The 23,903-nt window shown below is 38.8% G+C and carries 19 protein-coding genes; 10 read left to right on the top strand and 9 right to left on the bottom strand.

Annotated features, from left to right (window positions below; all coding sequences use genetic code 11):
• Positions 1-90: 90 nt before the first annotated feature.
• Both HMPREF1321_RS00570 and HMPREF1321_RS00565 read left to right on the top strand, forming a co-directional pair.
• Positions 91-1,005, top strand: a complete 915-nt coding sequence (locus tag HMPREF1321_RS00570) for an NTF2 fold immunity protein (protein ID WP_009420885.1) — start codon at positions 91-93, stop codon at positions 1,003-1,005.
• A 21-nt stretch (positions 1,006-1,026) separates the two neighbouring features.
• Complete coding sequence (locus HMPREF1321_RS00565) at positions 1,027-1,770, top strand: class I SAM-dependent methyltransferase (protein WP_009420898.1); 744 nt, start codon at positions 1,027-1,029, stop codon at positions 1,768-1,770.
• 103 nt (positions 1,771-1,873) lie between these two features.
• Here the strand turns inward: HMPREF1321_RS00565 and HMPREF1321_RS00560 are convergent, their stop codons facing one another.
• The 5 genes from HMPREF1321_RS00560 to HMPREF1321_RS00540 all read right to left on the bottom strand — a co-directional run bounded on the left by HMPREF1321_RS00560 (position 1,874) and on the right by HMPREF1321_RS00540 (position 9,589).
• A complete protein-coding gene (locus HMPREF1321_RS00560) occupies positions 1,874-2,473 on the bottom strand; it encodes a 50S ribosomal protein L25/general stress protein Ctc (protein ID WP_034575355.1) in 600 nt (199 codons plus the stop codon).
• Positions 2,474-2,571: 98 nt separating this feature from the next.
• A complete protein-coding gene (locus HMPREF1321_RS00555; protein WP_009418739.1) occupies positions 2,572-3,516 on the bottom strand; it encodes a ribose-phosphate pyrophosphokinase in 945 nt (314 codons plus the stop codon).
• A 608-nt stretch (positions 3,517-4,124) separates the two neighbouring features.
• Positions 4,125-5,696, bottom strand: coding sequence for a DUF6850 family outer membrane beta-barrel protein (locus HMPREF1321_RS00550; protein ID WP_232205403.1), 1,572 nt, complete (start codon positions 5,694-5,696; stop codon positions 4,125-4,127).
• A gap of 36 nt (positions 5,697-5,732) precedes the next feature.
• Complete coding sequence (locus HMPREF1321_RS00545; RefSeq protein WP_009420888.1) at positions 5,733-6,941, bottom strand: DUF4876 domain-containing protein; 1,209 nt, start codon at positions 6,939-6,941, stop codon at positions 5,733-5,735.
• Between the two features lie 14 nt (positions 6,942-6,955).
• The gene (locus HMPREF1321_RS00540) at positions 6,956-9,589 is read right to left on the bottom strand and encodes a TonB-dependent receptor plug domain-containing protein (protein WP_009420871.1); all 2,634 of its coding nucleotides are present in this window, start codon (positions 9,587-9,589) and stop codon (positions 6,956-6,958) included.
• 814 nt (positions 9,590-10,403) lie between these two features.
• Here HMPREF1321_RS00540 and HMPREF1321_RS00535 point away from each other — a divergent pair.
• Entirely contained in the window at positions 10,404-11,246 is an 843-nt protein-coding gene (locus HMPREF1321_RS00535) for a serine O-acetyltransferase (RefSeq protein WP_009420883.1), read from the top strand.
• Positions 11,247-11,331: 85 nt separating this feature from the next.
• Positions 11,332-12,240 carry a cysteine synthase A gene (gene cysK, locus HMPREF1321_RS00530; protein ID WP_009420877.1) on the top strand — a complete coding sequence of 303 codons (909 nt, stop codon included), beginning with the start codon at positions 11,332-11,334 and terminating at the stop codon, positions 12,238-12,240.
• A 46-nt stretch (positions 12,241-12,286) separates the two neighbouring features.
• Here the strand turns inward: cysK and HMPREF1321_RS00525 are convergent, their stop codons facing one another.
• The 4 genes from HMPREF1321_RS00525 to HMPREF1321_RS11795 form a co-directional block, all read right to left on the bottom strand.
• Positions 12,287-14,188, bottom strand: coding sequence for a S9 family peptidase (locus HMPREF1321_RS00525; protein ID WP_009420875.1), 1,902 nt, complete (start codon positions 14,186-14,188; stop codon positions 12,287-12,289).
• Positions 14,185-15,324: a heparan-alpha-glucosaminide N-acetyltransferase domain-containing protein gene (locus HMPREF1321_RS00520; RefSeq protein WP_034575352.1), complete on the bottom strand. Its 1,140-nt coding sequence runs from the start codon at positions 15,322-15,324 to the stop codon at positions 14,185-14,187. Before HMPREF1321_RS00520 ends, HMPREF1321_RS00525 begins: the two co-directional genes overlap by 4 nt.
• 422 nt (positions 15,325-15,746) lie before the next feature.
• Positions 15,747-16,298 (bottom strand): DUF4199 domain-containing protein, encoded by a 552-nt coding sequence (locus tag HMPREF1321_RS00515; RefSeq protein ID WP_002671731.1) that lies wholly within the window; start codon positions 16,296-16,298, stop codon positions 15,747-15,749.
• Between the two features lie 277 nt (positions 16,299-16,575).
• On the bottom strand, positions 16,576-16,755 hold the full coding sequence (locus HMPREF1321_RS11795) for a hypothetical protein (RefSeq protein ID WP_009420901.1): 180 nt from the start codon (positions 16,753-16,755) through the stop codon (positions 16,576-16,578).
• Positions 16,756-16,931: 176 nt separating this feature from the next.
• Here HMPREF1321_RS11795 and HMPREF1321_RS00510 point away from each other — a divergent pair, with 176 nt between their 5' ends.
• From HMPREF1321_RS00510 to HMPREF1321_RS00485, 6 genes are all read left to right on the top strand, one after another.
• Positions 16,932-19,388 (top strand): hybrid sensor histidine kinase/response regulator, encoded by a 2,457-nt coding sequence (locus HMPREF1321_RS00510; protein WP_009420878.1) that lies wholly within the window; start codon positions 16,932-16,934, stop codon positions 19,386-19,388.
• Between the two features lie 48 nt (positions 19,389-19,436).
• Complete coding sequence (locus tag HMPREF1321_RS00505; protein WP_009420889.1) at positions 19,437-20,306, top strand: nucleoside phosphorylase; 870 nt, start codon at positions 19,437-19,439, stop codon at positions 20,304-20,306.
• 20 nt (positions 20,307-20,326) lie between these two features.
• Positions 20,327-20,692: a hypothetical protein gene (locus HMPREF1321_RS00500; protein ID WP_009420873.1), complete on the top strand. Its 366-nt coding sequence runs from the start codon at positions 20,327-20,329 to the stop codon at positions 20,690-20,692.
• Between the two features lie 65 nt (positions 20,693-20,757).
• A complete protein-coding gene (locus HMPREF1321_RS00495) occupies positions 20,758-21,759 on the top strand; it encodes a PLP-dependent cysteine synthase family protein (protein WP_034575348.1) in 1,002 nt (333 codons plus the stop codon).
• A 38-nt stretch (positions 21,760-21,797) separates the two neighbouring features.
• A complete protein-coding gene (locus tag HMPREF1321_RS00490; protein WP_009420890.1) occupies positions 21,798-23,060 on the top strand; it encodes an aminotransferase class I/II-fold pyridoxal phosphate-dependent enzyme in 1,263 nt (420 codons plus the stop codon).
• 131 nt (positions 23,061-23,191) lie between these two features.
• Positions 23,192-23,890 carry a polyprenol monophosphomannose synthase gene (locus tag HMPREF1321_RS00485; protein ID WP_009420880.1) on the top strand — a complete coding sequence of 233 codons (699 nt, stop codon included), beginning with the start codon at positions 23,192-23,194 and terminating at the stop codon, positions 23,888-23,890.
• Positions 23,891-23,903: the final 13 nt, after the last annotated feature.

Here is a 23,903-nt window from a genome sequence, read left to right as displayed (position 1 = left end):
AAATAATTAAGTATTAACAAGAAACTATTCATATTTTTTGTTTTTAAATGCTATTTTGTCTACTTTTGCACTCATAACAATCACATTACTATGGCAGCTTACAAACACGCTATTACCTTAGAAGCCGCTTTAAAAGAAGTAACCGAAGAGCGCTTTTGCAAAGGACATCATTATAAAGACGTTGCCCTCACCGATGCGATGGTAGAGCAGATAGTACAAGTAAAATCCTTAGTAAATATGGGTTTTATCAATACGGATATTACTGATGAAGCCCTCAAATACTTGGCTACTTTGCCCAAACTAAAACTCCTTTTCTTAGAAGGTAATAAACAAGTTACAGGTGAAGGCTTCAAATACTTTGTCGAGAAACCTGTTGACCACATTTCGTTGGACGGTTGCCCCGTAACCGATGAAAACTTGAAAATTGTCTTGCAAGTGCCTCGCTTGAAGTCTATTTCATTGCGCCGTACCCGCATCTCTTTCGAGGGGTTAATGGCTGTGGCGCATTATAGCAGAATAAAGTTCTATCTTGATAAGTTTTTCACCGAGGAACAAATAAAAACCTTTGAACAAGCCCAGCGCACGGCGAGAAAGAAGAAATCTACTGCTGCCAATGCTGATGATTTGCAAGTAGTGAAACAATTGCTCTTAAACTTTTTCTCGGCGATGACCCAGTGGGAAGAATTCGCTACAAAAAATGATGAAACAGAAGAGGATGACCTTTTGATAGAAGAAAAATGTAAAGCGATTTTTAAAAAGTATTGCACCGACAAACGTCGCATAGGCTATCGTCTTGAGGGGATTAGCTTTTCTATGACAAAAGGCGGTACCTATGGCAATCATCAAATTATAGATAGTGAAACCCTTACCAAGAATAAGATATATATTTACGCCCAAGACGAGTTAAACTTTCAGTATCGCTTCCTGATTATCCGAAAAGACGGTATATGGAAGATTGATGAGTGCCAATGGCGTGACGGAGGCTGGAAAAAATACGGATTATAAAACTCATTTAAATAATTAAGTATGATGACAGATATATCTCAAAAGCTAAAATCTGATATAAAAGTAGAAGATTTGAAACAAGAAAATGGTATTTTGTGCTGTATGAATGACTATTTCATTAGTGGAGATAACCAAAAGTATATGAAAATGTACGATTGGATGTCTTTTTTCTATGATTTTGGAGAGAAATGGATAGGAAGACTCAAGTATGGACACGCTATTGACCATCTACGTACCGAGTTGATGAGCTGTTTGGAATGGAAGAACAATATTTCGGCGCTTTATGTTTCCATAGGTACGGGGGCTGACTTGCATTACCTGCCACAAGGGATTGATTTGAAAACGATAGACCTTGTAGGAGCAGATATCTCAATGGGAATGCTCAAAAAGTGCAAAAAGGAGTGGCAAAAGAAAACGAACCTTACACTCGTGCAGTGCCCCGCCGAGGAATTACCTTTTGCCGATAATACTTTTGATATTGTTTTTCACAACGGAGGTATCAATTTTTTCAATGATAAAGCGCTTGCCATGAGCGAAATGCTTAGAGTTGCCAAAACAGGAAGCAAATTGCTTATTGCAGATGAAACAGCTGACTTTGTGGAGACCCAATACAAGAAAAGTGTCTTCTCTAAATCTTATTTTGAAGGCAAAACAGTCGATTTGAACACCATAGAACAATGTATTCCTCCTTCAGTGGCTGAAAAGAAAACAGAATTGTTTTGGGATAATAAATTTTATGGTATTACTTTTAGAAAAAGTAACTAAATGAATGCTATGAGAAAAAGAGAACTTGCTGAACTGCAATATAAAAGCCATAACAAACAATTGTTTGTTATGGCTTTTTTGTAGAAAGTCTATTTGTTAAAAGTTATTTCTTAGTGGCAGCTTTTTCAGCTTTTGCAGCATCTTGTGCGGCTTTCATTGCAGCACGCGATACTCTCACCTGGCAAACCACAGTATTATCTGGGTGCATAATCTTGTATTTATCTTGTGCTAATTTAGTAACGTATAGCTTGTTACCCATTTCTAAGCCCGAAATATCTACAGAAACAAAATCAGGTAAATTGTCAGGAAGGGCTTTTACTTTTAGTTTGCGGTTCACAATACGCAAAGTACCCCCTGCCATAATACCTGGTGAAGTTCCCTCAATTTGAATTGGCACTTCAATAGTAATTTCTTTGTCTTTTTGAAGCTGATAAAAATCGATGTGGATAATTTTATCAGATACAGGGTCAAACTGAATGTCTTGCAGAATGGCATTATAGGTTTTACCATTCAATTCAATCGCAGCGGTGTATACGTTAGGAGTGTACACGATGTTTTTGAATGCTAATTCAGGCGCTGAAAAATGCAGAACATTGTCTCCCCCGTATAGTACGCAAGGAACCTGTCCAGCATTACGTAAGGCTTTGCTTGCAGCTTTGCCCACGCTTTCTCTTTGAGATCCTTTGATTGTAATTGATTTCATTTATTTATAAATAATTATTAAGTTACTTGTTCTTAGGTGTTAGGTTTTGTTAGAATTAAACATCAATTCTTACCTTTTACTTTTAACCTTTCACCTTGCTACATTATAAATTTAGAACTGATAGGCTCGTTGTGGTGTACGCGATGCATTACATCAGCAAAAAGATCAGCACAACTCAGTACTTTTATTTTGCTCGAAGGCTGCTTTAGTGGAATCGAATCAGTCACGATAAGCTCTTCTAAAGCCGAATTCTCTATGCGCTCATATGCGTTTCCGCTCAGTATAGGGTGAGTAGCCACCGCTCTTACACTTACAGCTCCTCTGTCCTTCATCAGTTGGGCAGCTTTCACCAAAGTACCTGCCGTGTCTACCATATCGTCTACCAATACTACGTTTTTACCCTCTACTTCACCTATGAGCTCCATTGTTTCAATCACATTGGCTTGTTTGCGCTGTTTATAGCAAATCACCACATCACATTTCAAGAACTTAGAATAAGCATAAGCCCTTTTAGAGCCTCCCATATCGGGCGAAGCAATACACAAATTGTCTAAGTGCAACCCCTGTAAATAAGGCAAGAAAATGCTCGAAGCAAAAAGATGGTCTACAGGGCGCTCAAAGAATCCTTGAATTTGGTCAGCGTGCAAGTCCATCGTCATAATACGAGTAGCACCTGCCGCTTGCAAAAGATTAGCCACCAATTTTGCCCCTATTGGCACTCTGGGTTTATCTTTCCTATCTTGGCGAGCCCACCCAAAGTAAGGCATTACTGCTGTGATGTGCCTTGCCGAGGCGCGTTTGGCAGCGTCTATCATTAGTAAAAGCTCCATCAAGTTATCCGAATTAGGGAAAGTAGAGCATATTAAGAAAACGCGTGCCCCTCTAATCGATTCTTCATAAGAGGGCTGAAATTCACCATCACTATAATAAGAAAGTTTAACTTCACCGAGCTGAGTACCGTATTTTTGCGCAATTTTCTCAGCCAGCTCTATGCTTTTAGAGCAAGCAAAGATTTTTGAATTAGGGGTGGTTTCACTAAACATTTTTATCAGTAAGTGTATTAAGGTATAAAAACTTCTAACTTTTCAGGGTGCAAAGGTACGAATATTAATTGTAATTGCAAGTATCTTGATGTATTTTTTTATTTTATGAGCCAAAATATACCTCGTTTTACCTTATTTGTTTATCTCTTTGTTGCACCAATTACACTCTCCCATTATCCTTGTCATTTTTCATTTGTCACTCGTCATTTCTTCCTTTTTCCGTCATACTCCCTCCTAGTGCCTACGGCCTAAGGTCTATCACCTATTTCTCTTTCTTTCGCCTCGAAACCCCGTTTTTAACATTTTTAGCGTTGTTGTATTACAGTATGAATCAACTATTTACATACCCTTTCTATACCAATCTTCCAAGATTCGTATAAGCTTCCTATAAGCTCTCTATAAGCTAACCCCACCCTCCTAATACCCTTTTTCCTTCAAAATCCCTCTCAGCCTACTTCTGATATTTTTCGTTTTCCTCCGAAGTCTAAACCCCTTCTCTGAGTCTCTCCGAAATTCTCCAACTAATTCCCACATTTTCTAATTTCCACATTTCCTAATTTCCTAATTAATAACCCACTGCTCGCATAGCACTCCCCCTTACATCAAGCTCAGAAAGTAAGCCCTAAACTAAATTGATGAAAAGTATTCACTTTTTGACTCGTAAATACTCCTATTTCACTGTTAAACCCTACAAAATAGCTTAATGAAGGCGAAAGTTTGTGATGGTATTGCAAACTCACCTCAAAACGCTGTCTATCCGAGGCAAGAAAGCGGGCATTGTGCAAAAGCATTGTGCTGAGCTCAGCTTCATTGCGGTCATTGCGCAATAGATAATTCTCGTGTAATACTTTCCGATACCGATACTGCACGCCTGTTACCCCTATACTCTTCTCCCCTAAGGGTGCTACAACACTTATCGTCATTCCAACATTCATATAATCAAAATGCTGAAAACTCCTCACCAAAGTATAATCCTCACGATAAGTTTCATAACTCACATAAGGCATTATACGATACTGCACAGCATTGTCGAAACCAAAAAGCACACCTAACTGATATTGCTCGCATTTAAGGGTATAGTTTTTGTTCTTCGCAATAACCTCTGTCCAATTGTTATTGCGCCCCGAGAGGATAGGCTCTACGCCCTTTTTACTTTGCTGATAATATCCTAATTTAAATCCGTAGTGATAGTGAGCACGACGGAACAATTTGGTAAGTTCTGTATTGAGTACCCTATTGGTCAGGGTTACTGCAACAATCCCATTATCATCAGTCATATACTTCTCAATCGTCAGTTGATGGTAATCCCCTGTGAGAAAAAAGTCGTCCGTCCTGCTGATAGCCATTCCTCCACCATAACCATAACCTTCGTAAAAAGCCCTCAGTTTATTGCCTTTCAGCAAATGGTTGTAATACCCCAAGCCATTGAAGTGATACACCGTAGGCAACCCTAATTCGTTAAAGAACCTCAGTTCGTTTGATTGGGTATATTTCACAAAAGTGCTATAAACACCCATCTTCCACTGCATTACCTTCCACATAAAACCCGATTGCAATTGCAATTGCGAAGTAATATCCTTAGGACGCGGGTCTTTATCCCTACTTGCTAATTCAGCTTGGTAATTCAAAGAGATACCCCAATGCAGGCGTTGCCATTGTTTGGCAAAACCACCCGTAAAGGCGTATTGTTCGCTGTGCAAATCTCCCCCTATGGCATCAGCAGTGAAGTAAGGATACAGCAACTCACCATCTAACGACTCGTTCCAGCGAATGTGCTTTAGGGTTCGATTTATATACGAGGCATCACCCCAAAGCGTACGCGTGTTGTCGTAAGGAAAATAAGAGCTCGCTTTTACTGAGAAGGCAGTATGACCTTCAGGATACTGCGGGGCATACGCCTGTTTATCGCTTCCCTCGTAAGTTGTTTGCACCGACGAAAAGCGATATTTCCCCCAATCTGTCATTGTTGCCGGATTCTGAAAGTAAGCTTTATAAATGCGTTGAATACTTTGTTGCTCTTTCAGTTTCAGCAGGAGAGTATCAATAGTATCTTGCCCCCAAGCAATCATCTCGCAGAGAAAAAATAAAAATAATATGTTGAGTGGACGATGTGTCAATTCTAATTCATTGATTTGTAAATAAAAAACGCTACAAACTTTGCCAAAGTTTAACTTTGGCAAAGTTAAATCTGCAAAAGCAATATTTCACTCTACTTTTCACTTTTTAAGTGTAGGTGTAGTGAGGATTTCGAAATCTTCAGTAGAGTTGTTAGTATCTTTAAAGATAGGCTTACCATTGTTTTCAGAAAGAACCTTACGGCGTACAGATTTGCCATAACGGGTTTTGTCTTCCTCATCTTTAGTTACATAAGTATAGCCTGAATCCAAAGAAGTATCGGTTACCAACCATTCGAAACCTTTTTCAGTACTTAGATTTACGGCATCTACTATCCACTCATTAGGAATTTTCAACGTACTTCCTGTCTTTTTAACTATTTTGCCTTTAACATTAACTTCATATTCATAGTCATATTTAAGAGTAGAAGTAGCAGTACCTTCTGGAAAACGCGCTATCACATAGCTTCTATTACCTCGATTATTGAATATGAGAATACCATACAAATTGATGTTATTGGTAACAGTAGGGCTATCTATATCTTTTACTCTTGGAGGATAATAATTCTCAAAGTTAGCTTTGCTCAAATCTAAAGAATTAGGATTGTTTTCTTTATGGTTAATTCCTTGTTCAGCAATAACAATAGAAGCACCTGGTTGCACGGGATATTGAGTGCCTGTACCAGGTATTTGCACCATACCTTCTACTGCAAAGGCTTCTTTCATTATATCTGGGGTGTAATCTCTTTTGGTTACCGTTAAAAACTTAGAATCTGCTAATACCAAACCATCGGCGTAAAGCACTTTATCGGTATTGTTATAAAGTTTGATATACTGGTCACCAAAGTATTGTTTTCCTTCAGGAGTTAAAGTGCCAACAAAAAAGATTTCTTCTATAATAAAGTCATTACCTTTAGCTTTGATAGATAAAGGTATTTTAAAAGAGCTATCGCTAAGCACATCTATTTTGCTAACGAAAGCACTGAGTTCACCTGCTACGGTCTTGCCATCAAGGGTATAAGTAGCAGTGGTGGCAATGCGCAGTTCATAACTCCCCATCAAAAGAGGAAGGGTTAATTCATTTTGAGAAAGATTGGTAAAAATACGTTCTACTTTCTCATTCTTGTTGAGTTCCGTAAGAGTAAGGGTGAGCGTACCATACCGAACATTGGTTACCTTATCAGGATTTTGTAGCTGAAGGGTAAGATTGCGTGTAGTAACAATGGTGTTGATATTATCATCATCCTTCTTACAAGCGTTTAAGAGCACTAAAGTAAGTGCTAAAGCTAAAAGTTGTTTTAAATGTCTCATAATATGTTAATTTATTAATTTGCTAATTTACTCTTCCCTAAAGAAATGTTCATCTCCATTCCAAAATAGGGGTTGATGAGTCCGCGACGGTTGATGTATTGTCTGTTCACACGGTAGTCCTCGTAAAAGTTGAACAGATTGTTTACATATATCGAAAGGGTAAAGTATTTATAAAATTCTTTTGATATTTTCAGATGTATGTTCATTGATAATGGGGTTCTATCACTGAGACTTATAGTTGTAGGGCGTATGAGCCATTGCAATACGGGGTCACTCGCTTCTGTCGCTGTATATGGGTGACGCACACCATCTTCACTGATGTAGTGAGTGGGCACACGACTAAGAGATGGACTGCTGTTGATAACATACCAAGTGAGGTCGCAACGCACAGAGGTGATGAGATGCAGTTCAGGAAGGTAAGTATCGGCTACGAGACTGGTTTGTAACTGTTCACAGTCGTACTTCTCCATTTCAGGATATACTCCCAGATTGTAATATTTGCGGTTGTTAATGATATCTTTATCGGCAGGACGATATACAGGCAATGAGTTGTAATACAAGCTGTGAAACCACGCACCACTAAGGGTAAAGCGAGTGTTGAGCAATTGTAGGCGCTTGCTACTGTACTGAAATTCCACCCCTTGTTTATCGATAGCTGAGCCATTGCTCTCCATATCTGAGAGTATCAGGGCGTCTTGCACAGTATAGGGCAGGTTTTCCACCAAAGGAGGGGCAGTAATCGCATTGTGATTGAGCCCTGTAGCATCGTATTTTTTATAGAATACCTTGTGATAATCGCTCATTTTGCGGAAACCCGATTGCATACGCTCGTCGAAATAGGTGATAAACAGCGAATGGTGGTCGTATTCCAAGCCAAGGCGCACTTCGGCTTTGCTGTTCACGGCGGGCATAATGCTGTAGTTCACTTGCGGGAAAATATACGTTTTATAGTGCAATTGGCGGTATGCCCTTTGACTGTGATAGTAATTTAGCTGAACAAAGTCTTCGTATTTTTCTTGAGGGTAGAGCATCTCTTGAGTAGGAAGTTTGCTGTGTTTTCCCCATCCTGCTGTAAGACTGATACTGAGAGCTTTTTGGTTAGCAAATTCAATTTTAGGGAAAGTAACTTTCATATTCACACGTGGGTCGAAACACACCTTGTTATGCAATGCGTAGCGTGAATCGAGTCCTAAAAGGGTGTTGGCACGCAAACCAGCACGCAAGAAGAAATCGGTATGCCAAAAGGTTTTTTCTAACTGTTCTTCAACATAAAAAGACATATCCTGCATCGCGGGAATACTCTTGAAAGCACGCGGACGTGTAGTTATTTCGGGTGAAGGTGGGTGCGCCAAATCGTATACCTGACCCAGACCGTTGTTTTTGTTGTAGTTGTAAGTAAGCCCTATAAGAAACTCGTTAAGGAATCCTGCAAAACGTTTATAACCTCCTGCTGCAAAGTCGGTATAAAGGTGTAGCGGTTTGCCATCTACGAGCAAGTGCGACACATAGTTAGGCTCGGAAAATGCCCCATAAAATTCACCTGCTTCTGTGTTTGTGAAGACAGGGCGCGCATTGGTGATTTGCACCCATTTGTCTTGTTCAATACGGTCGAAACTCTGCGAGTAACTAGTTTTGAGTACCAATGTTTTGAAGAATGTTTTGTGGAGTTCCCAACTCAGCCCATTGGCGATACGGATATTGTTGTAAGTAGATTGATAAGCATCATAGCGATCAAAACCTATATCGGGGTCGCGTTTTTCCTTGTCGATAGTGCCCGTATAGTCAATGCTGAAATTCCACGTAAGCGGATTTTCGGTATCGAAGTGTTTTTCGGCACGAGCCGAAGCAGTGTAGCGTTTGTAGTTTTCAAAGCTATTACGCGGGTCGGGTTGTGAATCTAAATAATCCAAACTGAAGTTGAGTTTGAGGCTATTTTCAAAAAAACTAAAACCTTTACCTATATAGAAAAGTTTGCTAAAACCATCGGCTTTGGCGCGTGCCCTAAGGGGAGTATAGCCTTTTTTGCGGTGAATTGTTACTACCCCACTGCTGATATCACCAAATTTCACCGATGGAATACCGCGTATAATCTCCACTGTTTCAATATCATCGGTAGCGATGGTGCGCATATCCACTCCCGAGCGGGTAGTGTTGCGCTTCTTATCGGCGTAATTCGATTGAGGGGTGATAATCATTCCGGTACCTACCGTAGATTGCATATTGTTATTCACATCTAAGGGTACACCATCAATATTGAAGCCTACTCCCAAGGAGGAAATACTATAGCCGTCCATAGGCGTTCCTGCTTGTCTGAGCGTAAGAGTATTGGCATAGTTCAGTGAGGGAGTCGTAACTTGCCGACCAGGGAGCAAACTCACCAAATCGGCAAAGCTGGACGGCTGGAGGTGTTGCATAGCCTTGCGATCGATAAGCGAAGTAGAGGTAGGAGCAGGAAGTTCTTTGGCAGTTACTACCACTTCTTCTAACTGAATAGGCTGTGTAGTATCAGAAATAGTAGTAGGAGAAACAGTGGTGAGAGTTGCAGTTTGAGCGTAAAGAGCCGAGCAAAAAAAAGGAAAAGCAATGAGTACCAAAGAGATGAACCTTTGGTATCCTAATGATTGTGTATATTTCTTTTCACTTTTCATTCTTCACTAAATAGGACTGCAAAGGTAGTACTTTTTTTGAATTATATAAAACAAATCTAAATAATATTAATATCAAACTTATAAAAATGCTTAATTTAACATCTGTTAAATATAACAGAATACTATTTTTTCAATCGTTTTTGCATCACTATATTACCTCTTGTCGAATTCATTTAACCTTTGCACCTCCTACTATCCCCTTCCTTCCATTTTTTTCAAAGTCTTCCCGAAACCTCCAATAAGTCACTTTTGCATTTATTAAATTCCAAATTTCCTAACTTTCAAATTGACTAATTCTCTAATTTACCCTTCCTTTTCTTTCGTCTCGAAACCCTGTTTTTGGCATTTTTAGTGCTGTTGTATGATATTATGAATCAACTATTTATATACCCTTTCTATACCAATCGTCCAAGATTCGTATAAGCTTCCTATAAGCTAAGCATACCCATTTTACCTCTCATCTTTTATCTTTTACCTGAATCACCTCTTCCGTTCCTCTTCGTTATCTTTCTGCTTCCTCATCTCTTTTCTAAGACAATCCTAGAACTCCGATTATATCTTTTTGTATAACAAAAAAATAAAAATATTTCAGTTTTTCTTTGGTAGTTAGAAAAATATTCTTACCTTTGCCCCGATTAATAGAATAGTACTGTATGAAACTGTATACTTTTCAAATAATGATGATGTGTTGTACCTTCCCTGTGAGCGGTGCAAGGCTCGTTATTTCTTGAAAGTATCAGTATATATATTTTAGTAAACGAAATAACAACACCCCACTGCTCATAATAGGTAGTGGGGCTATTTTTTTATAATAATGACAAAAGTAAATTGCACCGAGAGTTTCATTATCGAACTCTATCAAGAAAGTAAAAATATCAAACATCACGTAAGCAAACAGCGTATTAACGCCTTTGTAGAAGAACTCTTTCAGTTTTTATTTCTCATAGATGAGCGTACTTGTCTCTCTAAATCGAATATAGAAGCACGCTATGAGGAATTGCGTTATGATTTTATCAGTATTGTAGATGATTTTCTGCAAAACGAACCTCAGAAAGAGCAATTAACTGATTATTACGATTGTATTTTGCCCACTATTTATGCTCAATTAAAACAAGATGCTCAGTATTTTATTGATAGTGACCCAGCAGCTACCTCTCTCAGAGAAGTACAAGTTACCTATCCTGGTTTCTTTGCTATTATGGTATATCGTATCGCTCACGAACTATGGACGCGCGAAGTACCACTCTTGCCCCGTATACTCACCGAATACGCCCATAGCAAAACAGGTATCGACATTCACCCAGGAGCAACCATTGGCGTCCCTTTTATGATAGACCACGGTACGGCTATCGTTATTGGTGAAACTACGGTTATAGGTAACCACGTAAAAGTATACCAAGGGGTTACCTTAGGGGCACTCTCAGTATCGGTAGATAAGGCTCATACCAAACGTCATCCCACTATTCAAGACAATGTGGTAATTTACTCAGGTGCCACAATCTTAGGAGGTGAAACCGTAATAGGTCACGATAGTGTTATTGGTGGGAACGTATGGCTTACCCATAGTATAGAACCTTTTACCAAAGTTTTCCACAAGAGTCAAATCATAGTAAAAGACAACGAAGTGTATGAAGAACCTATTAATTTTGTAATTTAGTCTTTAAACATTAGTCCCTAATACCAATTCACTAATCATTAACCACTAACTATTAACAAACACGTAACTAATAAATAATTATATAATGTTGTACAAAAATGTTTTAGAACTTATCGGGCGTACTCCCGAAGTGAAAATTAATCGATTGTTTGGTAAAGATGCCAACGTATTTATCAAGTTAGAACGCTTGAACCCAGGCGGTAGTATTAAAGACCGTATCGCACTCGCAATGATTGAAGATGCTGAAAACAAAGGTATCCTCAATAAAAATACTGTGATTGTAGAGCCTACATCAGGTAATACAGGGGTTGGACTTGCCTTAGTAGCTGCCGTAAAAGGTTATAAACTCATTGTGGTAATGCCCGAATCTATGAGTATAGAGCGCCGTAAACTGGTATCGGCTTATGGGGCTGAGGTTGTATTAACTCCAAAAGAAAAAGGAACAGGAGGTGCCATTGCCAAAGCCCTCGAAATAGCCGAAGGTAAAACTAACTATTGGGTGCCTCAACAGTTCGAGAACCCTGCTAACCCTGAGGTACACGAGCGCACTACTGCTCAAGAAATCTTGCAATCCTTCCCCGATGGCTTTGATTATTTTGTAACAGGAGTTGGTACTGGTGGACATATTTCTGGAGTATCCAAAGTGCTTAAACAACACTTTCCTCATCTTAAAACCATAGCCGTAGAACCCGAACTATCACCCGTGCTCAGTGGAGGGGCAGCTGGTCCTCACCCTCTACAAGGGATAGGTGCTGGTTTTGTACCAAAGAACTATGATGCTAAGCTTGTAGATGATATTCTATTAATAAGTAAAGATGAGGCTTTTGAATATGCCCGCAAGTTAGCGAAAGAAGAAGGTATTTTAGCTGGTATTTCTACGGGAGCTTCTTTGGCAGCCGTAGCCAAAGTACTCAAAAAAGACCCTAAGGCACGTGTCCTTACTGTAAACTATGATACAGGCGAACGCTATTGGTCAGTAGAAGGACTCTTCTAATATATAGAAAAAAGAGGCTATCCGATTAGGATAGCCTCTTTTAGTTTTATAATGTTTCTTTTAGCCATTTGAAGAACGTTCTCTGCCATAAGAGTCCGTTTTGAGGTTGTAATACCCAGTGGTTCTCATCAGGAAAATAAAGTAACTTACTCTTAATACCTCTCAGTTGAGCTGCTGTAAAGGCTTGGAATCCCTGTTCTTCGGGTACTCGGTAGTCCTTTCCTCCGTGAATGATGAGAATAGGGGTGTCCCATTCTGTAATCTTCTCTATAGGATTGAACTCTTTATACGATTTTTGCGCTACAGCGTTCTTTTTATCCCAATAAGCACCTCCTATTTCGTTGTTGTTGAAGAAGAGCTCTTCGGTAGTGCCATACATACTTTGTAAGTTGAATACTCCGCAATGGGCAATAAACGTCTTGAAACGTTTTTGGTGAATACCTGCTAAGTAGTAGATTGAATATCCTCCGTAGCTGGCACCTATAGCTCCCAATCGTTCTTTGTCTACATAAGGTTCCTTGGCAATATCATCAATAGCCGATAGGTAATCGCGCATCGGTTGTCCGCCCCAATCTCCGCTAATTTCCGCATTCCATTTTACTCCAAAACCTGGTAATCCTCTGCGGTTGGGAGCTATCACTATATAACCTTGTGAAGCCATTACTTGGAAGTTCCAACGGAAACTGTAAAATTGGCTCACAACAGATTGTGGTCCTCCTTGGCAGTAGAGTAGGGTAGGGTACTTCTTGTTAGGGTCAAAGTTGGGTGGGTAAATTACCCAAGCGTGCATTCTCTTGCCGTCAGTAGTTTTGATGATACGCTCCTTAATAGGACATTCAGCAATCCCTTTGTATAGCTCATCATTAAAATGTGAAAGCTGTGATAGTGTTATCCGTCCTTTTTTCTCTTTTAAATTGATAGTATACAGTTCAGCTGCGTGGTTCATATCCGTGCGCATCACAACCAATTGGTTGCCTGCTTGTCCTACTATACTATTCACATCAAATACGCCCTGTGTGAGTTGTCTTGGGGTGGTATTTTTACTAAAAGGAGCTACTACAAATACTTGCTCTGTTCCTTGGGTAGCCGCAATTAGGTATATTTGCTTCCCATCGTTGCTCCATCGGTAACTGAAAACAGTATTATCCCAGTTAGCTGTAAGGTTAATGCGCTTGCCGTCCTTCAATATATAAAGGTCGTTTTTATCAGCTTCATTCCCATCGTGTGCCATACTGAGCCACGCAAGTACGCCTTCTTTGCTATACTGAGGGTTGGTGTCATACCCCATCATTCCTTCGGTGAGGTTTGTTGTTTTTTTCGAGATGAGGTCGTACTCATAGATATCAGTATTAGTGCTCAGTACATAATCAGTGCCTACTTTGGCTTTGGTAACATAAAGTACCTTTTTACCGTCTAGACTCCATATATAATCCTCATCACCTCCAAAAGGCAACTGCGGACAGTAATAAGGCAATCCTTCCATTATATCAGTTTGCTTACCATTACTATCTTCTATCATCACGTGATTGTAACTACCTTCATTCCACGTGTCCCAATGGCGATGGTCTAAGCTACTGTACAGCTTCCCCGATGATTTTTCTAAGTCGGTATAGAAGTCTTTCCCTAAAACCGACTTTAATTTTACTTCCTTATGAGTGAGTTTTAGGCTTTTATCAGTATTGTATTTAGCCGTGAGCTTTTCTACCTCTTCTTTGCTTATAGGAATGGGAACACCTCCTTTTACGGCAAGTTTATAGTATTCTTTGTTAAAAGTATTTTCCTTTATATTTGGAGTACTCACACTCACCAATACGTATTGTTGGTCGGGGGTAATACCTATACCATTCACGCGATGTAGTTCCCATAGTTTTTCGGGGGTGAGAGGTTGTTGTGCTTGTATGCTATTAAATGCCATAACCGAAGCTAAAATAATAAGATGTTTTTTCATTCCTTAACAAATAAGGCAACAAGCCTTCCTAATAGTTTTACAATAAATTGGTAACTCTCTGCCAAAAACGCTCTGATTTCTTTTAATACAAAAGCAATTCCTGATTTGATAACAGGTTTTATCCGGTTGTAAATAAATGATAACCATACGCACACGGCTATAAAGGCAGGCGCTCCTAATACCACTTGATAAGGTTTTAACTGCCCTCCGAAGTGCTGTATAAGCCCGTGTGAGGTAATACTACCATATATGATAAAGCAGTGTATAACGTAAATCGATAGGGTGTTTTGCCCAATAGTTTTAATCAGTTGTGAAGTAATCACATTGCGCATTAGGGCAAAGAAACCAAACACGAGTAACACATTCCCCAAACGCAAATAAGCAAAGTCCTGCATTAGTTGCTCAAAAAATGGCGAATGGTTGATATAGAACAGTTGTTCTATCATAAAGTGAAAACCCCATAACAAGAATGCTCCTACGCTTAGAAATAGCAGAATAGCATTGCGGTATAGGTGAGGGTGATTTTTATATCGCTGAAATAGATATCCCATAAACCCTCCAAACGACACATAACCAAACCAAGGAAAAATAGGAAAGAAACTACCGTGTGCACGAGTCAAGTAATTAGCAATAGGCAAGGGTAGTGAATCAAAGCGCAAATCCTTGTAAAAAGGCTCAAAAGTGAACGCCAGTAGGGTAGTGGTGAGCAATATCGTAGGCATTACCCACGACTTGCGGTTATATGAAAGTAAGTAAGTAGTGATGAGCAACAAGAGTGAAAGCCCAATACAGTGTAGTACATCTACACTTTGGAAACTCATACGCAAGAAGTAAGCAATACCGATGAGCAATAAGCCACGTCTAATACCTTTCTTCACGCGAGGGTTGTTCCAGCCTACTTTTGTAGCATCACTTTCTTTTACCAATAAAAAAGTGAAGATAAACCCCGAAACAGTGAAGAACACAGGAGCGGTAATACCAGTGCAGTAGTGCCATAGCCAGTATATAAAGTTATTTTCGTCGCGGTAGCGGTCAGCAAGTAGTCCATTTATAAAATGCCCTTGTAGCATCATACAGATAGCAAAGGCGCGAATCACATCTATGAAGTCAAGTCTGAATTTCTTTATTTTTTCCATAATCTTAATATCATAAAGAGAGTGCAAAGGTACAAAATAAATAACAATTAGCAAGTAATAGTTAAGAACTAACTAAGGAAAACGTACGAAATCCAATGAGTAAAGAAGTGAGGCTTACGTCATTATGAATTAAACAAAAATTGAGGTTTTTCCTTGTGTGAAAGGTTTTAGCAAAGTATTTTAGGTAGCTTGCTACCGATTTTTTTTAAATTTTGAAACTGATTTGCTTCAATTTCTGTTTCTTCTTTTTAAAAGGAAATTTTATGTGTTTGACTTAATAGTATCAACAAGCAACGAGCAATGTTAGCTCCTTTATAATAAAAGAACTTTGCCAAAGTTTCAATAGCTTGTTGCGCTACAACCTTTGGCAAAGTTTTATTACTGATAATCAGTTGTTTTTATCTATTAAGAGGGAGCAACCATTAAAGAGGCATTGGGCGTTCTTTCTTCTTCACAGCTCCTACTATAGCCGAGATAATAACACCTCCAATGGCAGAGCCCAATATCGATGAAAAAAATGTCCATACCACAGAAGGCTTGCTTTGAAGTGTTTTTTCACGAAGCTCTTCCATTTGTTCTTCACTGAAATTAGAGGTAAAAGCACTCATTTTTTCCATTGTAACCTCTACTACTTTTTCATAATAGTTAGGGTCAATAACAGTAGTGTAGATTACACTGTAAATAGCAGCGATTACCCCTCCCACGAGAGCGGTTACTATCCCCACTTTAATAGCTTCACCTACAGTTAAGAAACCGTCGTTAGCCGTTTTGTACTGCTGAACAGCCATCACGATAAAAACTACACAGATAGCTAAATTCAATAGCCAAGTGATAGCACCTATCAAAAAACTTCCAGTGTACAAAAGGTTTGTTACGTACAGCAATACGCTTAAAACTACACAAGCAACCCCCAATAAAATACCGTTTCTAAGTGCAATACTTAGGAAATTTACATTTTTTGTTTCCATAAACATTGAATATTTAAGTTAATGCCACAAAAGTAGAAAAAATATTAATACATACAATAAAAAAAATAAATTTTTCTTCTTTTTTTCTCATTCTGGAAATCCCCTCGTATAAATTATTTCTTATAAACACCAGTTCTACAACAAATTATCTTCTGCTCTCAATCTTATCTTCGCTTTACTGTTATGAACTTTGCCAAGATTTAACTTTGGCAGAGTAGAAGTCCTCCAATAACCTTCTTTTTATCTCTGTTTTAACGTTAACTTACCTTCGCCTTTCCTTCGTTCATTGTTCGTCTTTTATTCGTCTTTTGTTCGTCTTTTGTTCGTTCATTGTTCGTCTTTTCTCTATCTGCCCGTGCAACTCGCACTGGCTTTTATTCATTGTAGAGCCATTGTAGAGCCACTGTAGAGCCACTGTAGAGCCACTGTAGAGCCACTGTAGAGCCACTGAAAAGCCTCTCATTGTTCAACTATCTTATAAGCTTTGTATAATTTCACCATTCACCATTAACCATTAACCATTTTTTTATCTTTTACTTCTTAAAAACATAGATTTTTCCTATTATAGTTGTACATTTAAAAAAAAGTCGTACTTTTGTCGGTTAATAAATGTCTTTTTTACGCACTAAAATACTCAAAATGAAGTCAAACAAAGTAACTCTTAAAGTTATTGTGAGCTATGTATTGCTCATCTGCGTGTCTATTGTAGCAGGATATGTAGTTTATAAAGAAATACAAAAACTCTCACACCAAGAAGAAATTAACCAGCAAGACAGAAATAAAATTATCCAAATTAGCAAGATACTCACCCTGATGAACGATACCGAAAGCGCAGGAAGGGTCGCTATACGTACCGATGATAGAGAAGCACTTCAAGTTTTCTTAGAAAAAAATGTTACTTTACAGAATGAGGTACTAAAATTTCGTCGTGATATTACTTCCGAAAGACAGCTCTTAACTCTCGATACTATTACTTCTTTGCTAAATCTTAAAAGTGAAAACTTGCAGGAGTTAAAAGCTTTTCAAGAAAGCGACAGTACTTCTATCATTATTCGCAGTGCCATCAGTAAGCTCTCAAGTTTGGAACCTTATTTAGGTTATGAAGTATATAACAAAACCTATTCCCGACGTAAAAATAGAGAATATACCCCTGTTCCCGCTACTGATATTGCTTCTATCTTAAAGAAATATAAGAACATTAAGATTCCAAAAACGTTCAAAAATACCAAATTCGATAAGGTAGTAATGGAAACGCTTACCTTGCTCAATAAGGTAAATGAAGATACGCAAGAGTCTAAAAGCCAAATTAATGAACGAATGCAAAGCCTTTGGCAAAACGATGTGCGTTTATCTCAAAAACTTGACGACCTACTACATAATTTTGAAGAAGAGGTATTGGCTAATTCACAAAAACTAAGTCAAGAGCGTCGAGCTATTTTTGAGAATAGTAAAAACCTATTGATGTTAGCCTTTTTGGTAGCTTTGGGCATTATTGCCATTTCTTCTATTGTGATTATCAATGATTTTGTTACCTCTCAACGTTATCGTCGTAAACTCGAAACTGCTAACCGGAAATCGTATAACCTACTGAAAAACCGTGAGCAACTCATTTCTATGGTAAGCCACGATTTGCGTACTCCATTGAGTTCTATTGTGGGATATTCCGAATTGCTTAGCAAACTGAAAATCTCCGATAAGGGTAAGAATTATCTTTCACATATCAAGTATTCATCAGAATATATATCTAAATTAGTAGATGAACTATTAGATTATACTCGTATCGAGGCAGGAAAAATATCTGTTGAAAAAGTTCCTTTCAATACCGCCGAAATTATTGATGAGGTAGCCAATAATGTGAAGTCAGCTTATAAAACTAAGGAAATAAACCTTACCTTCACTTTCTCCGAAACGGTAAATAATCTAAACTTTTCAAGTGATGCTTATCGTGTGAAGCAGATATTGTATAACCTCATTTCTAATGCCTTTAAGTTTACCGAACGCGGGAACGTACACATACAAGCCGATGCACGTCCATTAAGCAACGATGTGTATGAAATAGGCATTGCCGTTACCGATACGGGTATTGGTATAAAGAAAGAACAGCAACAACACATCTTTGATGAGTTTACTCAAGCCAACGATGAGATTTCTAAGCGTTATGGAGGTTCTGGTTTAGGCTTGCATATCTCTCAAAAATTAGCACATCTGCTCAGAGGTAAGATATATTTAGAGAGCAACGAAGGCAAGGGCAGTACCTTTACCTTACGCTTCTTAGCCGAAAAAGTAGTAGAGCGAACCAAAGCACCTCAAATTATAACCTCAAACAAACCTGCCAATAAGATTACAATTATAGTAATTGATGACGATTTCTCTATCCTTAGTCTCATTGAAGAACTCTTGAAGCAGAAAGACATTAACGCTATTACGTTTAACAATGGTAAAGATGCGTTTACTCAAATGACTAACCATAATTTCGACTTGGTAATTACCGATATACAATTGCCCGAAATGAATGGCTTCCACTTTGTAACGCTCTTCAATGAACAGTATAAGAACAACCCGCTTCCTGTATTAGCCATTACAGGCAGACGCGACGTGCCCGAAAGTTTTTATATGAAGAGTGGCTTCTCCGGTATCCTTCCTAAACCGTTTACTCCTGAGCAGTTTTATGAGAAACTAAAAGTCTTTTTCCCTAAGCTCGACACCAAAGTAGAACAAAAGACAATTATCTTAACCGATAATGTTACCACAGGAGGATATACTCCTGAGGTATTGGAGAACTTTATGGGAGATGATATAGAAGGTATTGTTAATATTTATCAACATTTCTTAGCCGAAACAGATACTAACTTGGAAAACTTAAAAATCTATGTTGATAATAAGGATTACAAAGGTATTAAGGCAATAGCTCATAAAATGACTAGTATGTTTGCACAGATAAATGCCAAGCGTGAATCCGAAATACTTATCTACTTAAATAAGGTAACTAATGAAAGCATTTCAGATTTACATTCTCAAATTCATAAGTTAGAACAGCTGTTTAACAATGAATGTAAACCAGCTATTGAAAGTTATTTAAAGAAAATAATGCAATAAGTTAAATATAATAAATAATAATATTTTAGAATTAAAACCCACCATACTATGATTAAAGAATCTGAACTTATCTTGAATCCCGATGGTAGTATTTATCACATCAATTTACGACCTGAACAAGTAGCCGATACTGTTATTTTGGTAGGCGACCCTAATCGTGTACCTCGTGTGAGTGCTTATTTTGACAATATAGAATTTAGCACCCAAAAACGCGAATTCTGCACCCATACAGGTACTTATAAAGGTAAACGCCTTACTGTAATTTCTACGGGTATAGGTCCTGACAATATCGACATTGTGATCAACGAGCTCGATGCCCTTGCCAACATTGATTTGAACACCCGTAAGCCCAAAGAGCAGCTCACATCGCTCAATATAGTGCGTTTCGGTACCTCGGGCTCTCTACAAGCTGATATACCCGTAGATAGTTTTGTACTCTCTTCTTACGGATTGGGTATGGACAATATGTTCCATTCGTATAAAGATAGTCCTAAGGTGCGTGAACTCGCTATGGAAGAGGCTTTTATCGCTCATACAGGTTGGAATCCTCTCAAAGGTCGTCCTTATATCATAGCTTGCGGACAGGAACTCAAAAAACGCCTCCTCACCGATAGAGTATTTGAAGGTATTACAGGTACTGCTCCAGGCTTCTACGGTCCTCAAGGACGCGTATTGCGCTTACCAGTGCAAGACCCTGACCTCAACGACAAGCTCCATAGCTTCAATTACAAAGGACATCGTATGACGAACCTCGAAATGGAAACCTCAGCCATCTATGGGCTCTCTAAACTCTTAGGACACCAAGCTGTTTCACTCAATGCTATCATTGCCAATCGTCCTACAGGTACTTTTACTAAGGATACTAAAAAAGTAGTAGAAGATTTGATAGTATATGGCTTAGAACAATTGGCAAAATAGTCGCTATATAAAAAGTGAATATGACACCTCTCACAGGTCAAGAACTCCACAATTTAGCGATGAACATTGTAGGTGAAGCCTTACAAAAGGAACTACAATGGGAATTCCTATTGGTAAATAGTGAACTCAAACGCGACCCTCAGTTTGTATGTGTAGATAAAAACAACCAAAAGTACTTCATCATTGTGCGGGCTGTGCCTTATGGTGACGACCCTACCGAGTATGATATCGTATTTATGGAAGTCGTGCGCAAACACGCCGAAAAACACAACGCTCGCACTTTCTATGCAGGTGTAGGGCTTAGCAATATAACAGATGAAACCCTCCCTCTATATAAAGATGAACCTTACAAACTCAACTTTCAAGGGCTTATCGAAATTTGCTAATTGACAAATTTGCTAATTGACAAATTATTCGTACTTTTGCCACTCAAAAATAAAGAAAGTAACCAATGAAAATAAATGAATCATTGAACGTACATAGCAGCTTACTACAACTCATTGGCAATACACCTCTATTGGAATTGCACAAAATTACCAAAGGTCTCAAAGGGCGTTATTTTGCTAAACTTGAGGCTTTTAATGCAGGTCATTCCGCTAAAGACAGAGTAGCCAAGTATATCGTTGAAGACGCCGAACGCAAAGGGCTTCTCAAACCGGGATATACTATTGTAGAAACCAGTTCGGGTAATACAGGCTACAGTTTGGCGATGATAAGTGCTCTAAGAGGCTACCGCTGTATCATCGCTATTAGTGATAAATCGTCTCACGACAAGGTAGAAATGCTCCAAGCGTTAGGAGCAGAGGTGCATTTATGCCCTGCAAATGTCGCTCCTGATGACCCTCGTTCTTATTACGAGGTAGCCAAACGTATACACAGCGAAATCCCCGATTCAATTTACATCAATCAGTATTTCAATCCACTAAACCCAGAATCTCATTACCAGACAGGGCGTGAGATATGGGAACAAACACAGGGCGAGATTACTCACGTGGTGGTATGTAGTGGAACAGGCGGTACCATTTCAGGTATTGCTCACTACCTAAAAGAGCAAAACCCAAGAGTGCAAGTACTGGGGGTAGATGCATATGGTTCGGCTATCAAAAAATATCACGAAACCCGAGAGTTTGACCCTGCTGAAGTATATCCATACAAAATAGAAGGAATGGGTAAAAACTTGATTCCTACTGCTACTGATTTCGATGTCATTGATGAGTTCATCAAAGTAACTGATAAAGATGCTGCACTTATGGCTCGCAAATTAGCACGTACCGAAGGCCTCTTTATGGGCTACACCAGTGGAGCAGCAATGCAGGCTATAAAACAATATGCTGAGGCAGGTAAATTCGACGAAAATAGCATCGTAGTAGTTCTCTTTGCCGATCACGGTTCACGCTATATGAACAAAATCTACAGCGACGATTGGATGAAAAAACAAGGATTTATCGATTAATAATTGACAATTATCAATTAACAAAATAGAAAAGAAGAATGAAAGATTTATTTGAGCATATTTATGCAAATAAAGGAAGTATAGGGCGTTGGTCAGAACACGCCGAGGGGTATTATGTGTTCCCTAAATTAGAAGGTGAATTAGGCCCTCATATGAAATTCCAAGGAAAAGAAATCCTTAACTGGAGTATCAACGATTATTTGGGACTTGCTAACCACCCCGAAGTGCGCAAAGTAGATGCCGAAGCAGCTACCGAGTATGGTGCAGCTTACCCTATGGGAGCTCGTATGATGAGCGGGCATACTACTATGCACGAAGAACTCGAAAAACGTTTGGCTAAATTCGTACATAAAGAAGCTGCTTATTTGCTCAACTTTGGTTATCAAGGAATGGTATCTATTATTGATGCTTTGGTAACTAAGAATGATGTTATCGTGTACGATGTCGATTCACACGCTTGTATTATTGATGGGGTACGCTTGCATTTTGGTAAACGCTATACCTATCAACATAACGATATGGAGAGCTTCGAGAAAAACTTAGAACGTGCTGCCAAATTAGCCGAAACTACAGGAGGCGGTATCTTGGTGATTTCAGAAGGAGTTTTCGGTATGCGTGGCGAACAAGGTAAACTAAAAGAAATCGTAGCCCTTAAAAAGAAATATCCTTTCCGCCTTTTGGTAGACGATGCGCACGGTTTTGGTACCTTAGGCCCTCGTGGAGAAGGAACAGGTGTTCACCAAGGCGTACAAGATGAAATTGATGTTTATTTCTCTACTTTTGCTAAATCAATGGCAGGTATTGGGGCTTTCGTAGCTGGAAATGCCAAAGTAGTAGATTATCTTAAATACAATCTCCGCTCTCAAATGTTTGCTAAATCACTTCCGATGATTTATGTAAAAGGTGCTTTGAAACGTTTGGAAATGATGGAAACAATGCCCGAACTACAACAAAAGTTATGGGACAATGTAAATCGTTTGCAAAACGGACTTAAAGAGCGTGGTTTCAATATCGGTAATACCAATACTTGCGTAACCCCTGTGTTCTTGCACGGTAGTATTCCCGAGGCAATGGCTATGGTAAACGACCTACGCGAGCACTATGGTATCTTCTTGTCAATAGTAGTTTATCCTGTGATTCCAAAAGGAATGATACTCTTGCGTATTATCCCTACCGCTTCACATAGTAAAGAAGATATCGACCGTACTTTGGAAGCATTCTCAGCGATTCGTGAGAAACTCGAAACAGGCGTATACCGCGCTATGAATGCTGAACTTACTAAAGAAATGGGAGATATGTAATTCAGCTAACAATAATGATAAACTGAATATTTTATATAAAAAATACTTTGCCAAAGTGAGATAGCTTGTGCTACGACTAACTTTGGCAAAGTTTTTGTGTATGCCCACCTTGTTAAATTATTAATTGCCCATTGTTAATTGTCATTCCTACATATAACGAAATTGAAAATATAGAAGCTATCATAAAGGCAGTATTTGCCCAAAGTGATGAGTTTCATATTCTTATTGTAGACGACAATTCGCCTGATGGCACTGCCGATAAGGTACGTGAATTACAAAATATTTATCCTAACAAACTTTTTTTAGAGGTACGCACAGAGAAAAAAGGCTTAGGAACAGCTTATATTCACGGTTTTCAGTGGGCATTAGCACGCGACTATGAATATATTTTTGAGATGGATGCCGATTTTTCTCATAACCCCACTGACCTCTTACGACTTTATGAGGCTTGTCAGCAAGATGCTGATGTTGCAATTGGGTCGCGTTATGTGAAAGGTGTGAATGTAGTGAATTGGCCTTTGCAACGCATCTTGTTGTCCTATGGGGCTTCTATCTATGTGAGGATGATTACGGGAATGAAAATTAAAGACCCTACTGCTGGCTTTGTGTGTTACCACCGAAGGGTATTAGAGAGCATCGACCTGAATACTATCCGATTTGTGGGTTATGCCTTTCAAATAGAGATGAAGTACCGTGCTTATCTTAAAAAGTTTAAAATTACAGAAGTACCTATCATCTTTACCGATAGAATTAAAGGAAAATCAAAAATGAATAAAAGCATTATCCGTGAAGCTATCTTTGGCGTTATCGGAATGCGATTTAAAAAATAAATCAGCATAAAGA

This window comes from Capnocytophaga sp. oral taxon 412 str. F0487, assembly GCF_000271925.1.
Taxonomy (GTDB): Bacteria; Bacteroidota; Bacteroidia; order Flavobacteriales; family Flavobacteriaceae; genus Capnocytophaga; species Capnocytophaga ochracea.
Note: the sequence above shows the minus strand (reverse complement) of the source record. Positions and strands in the feature narration are given on the sequence as shown.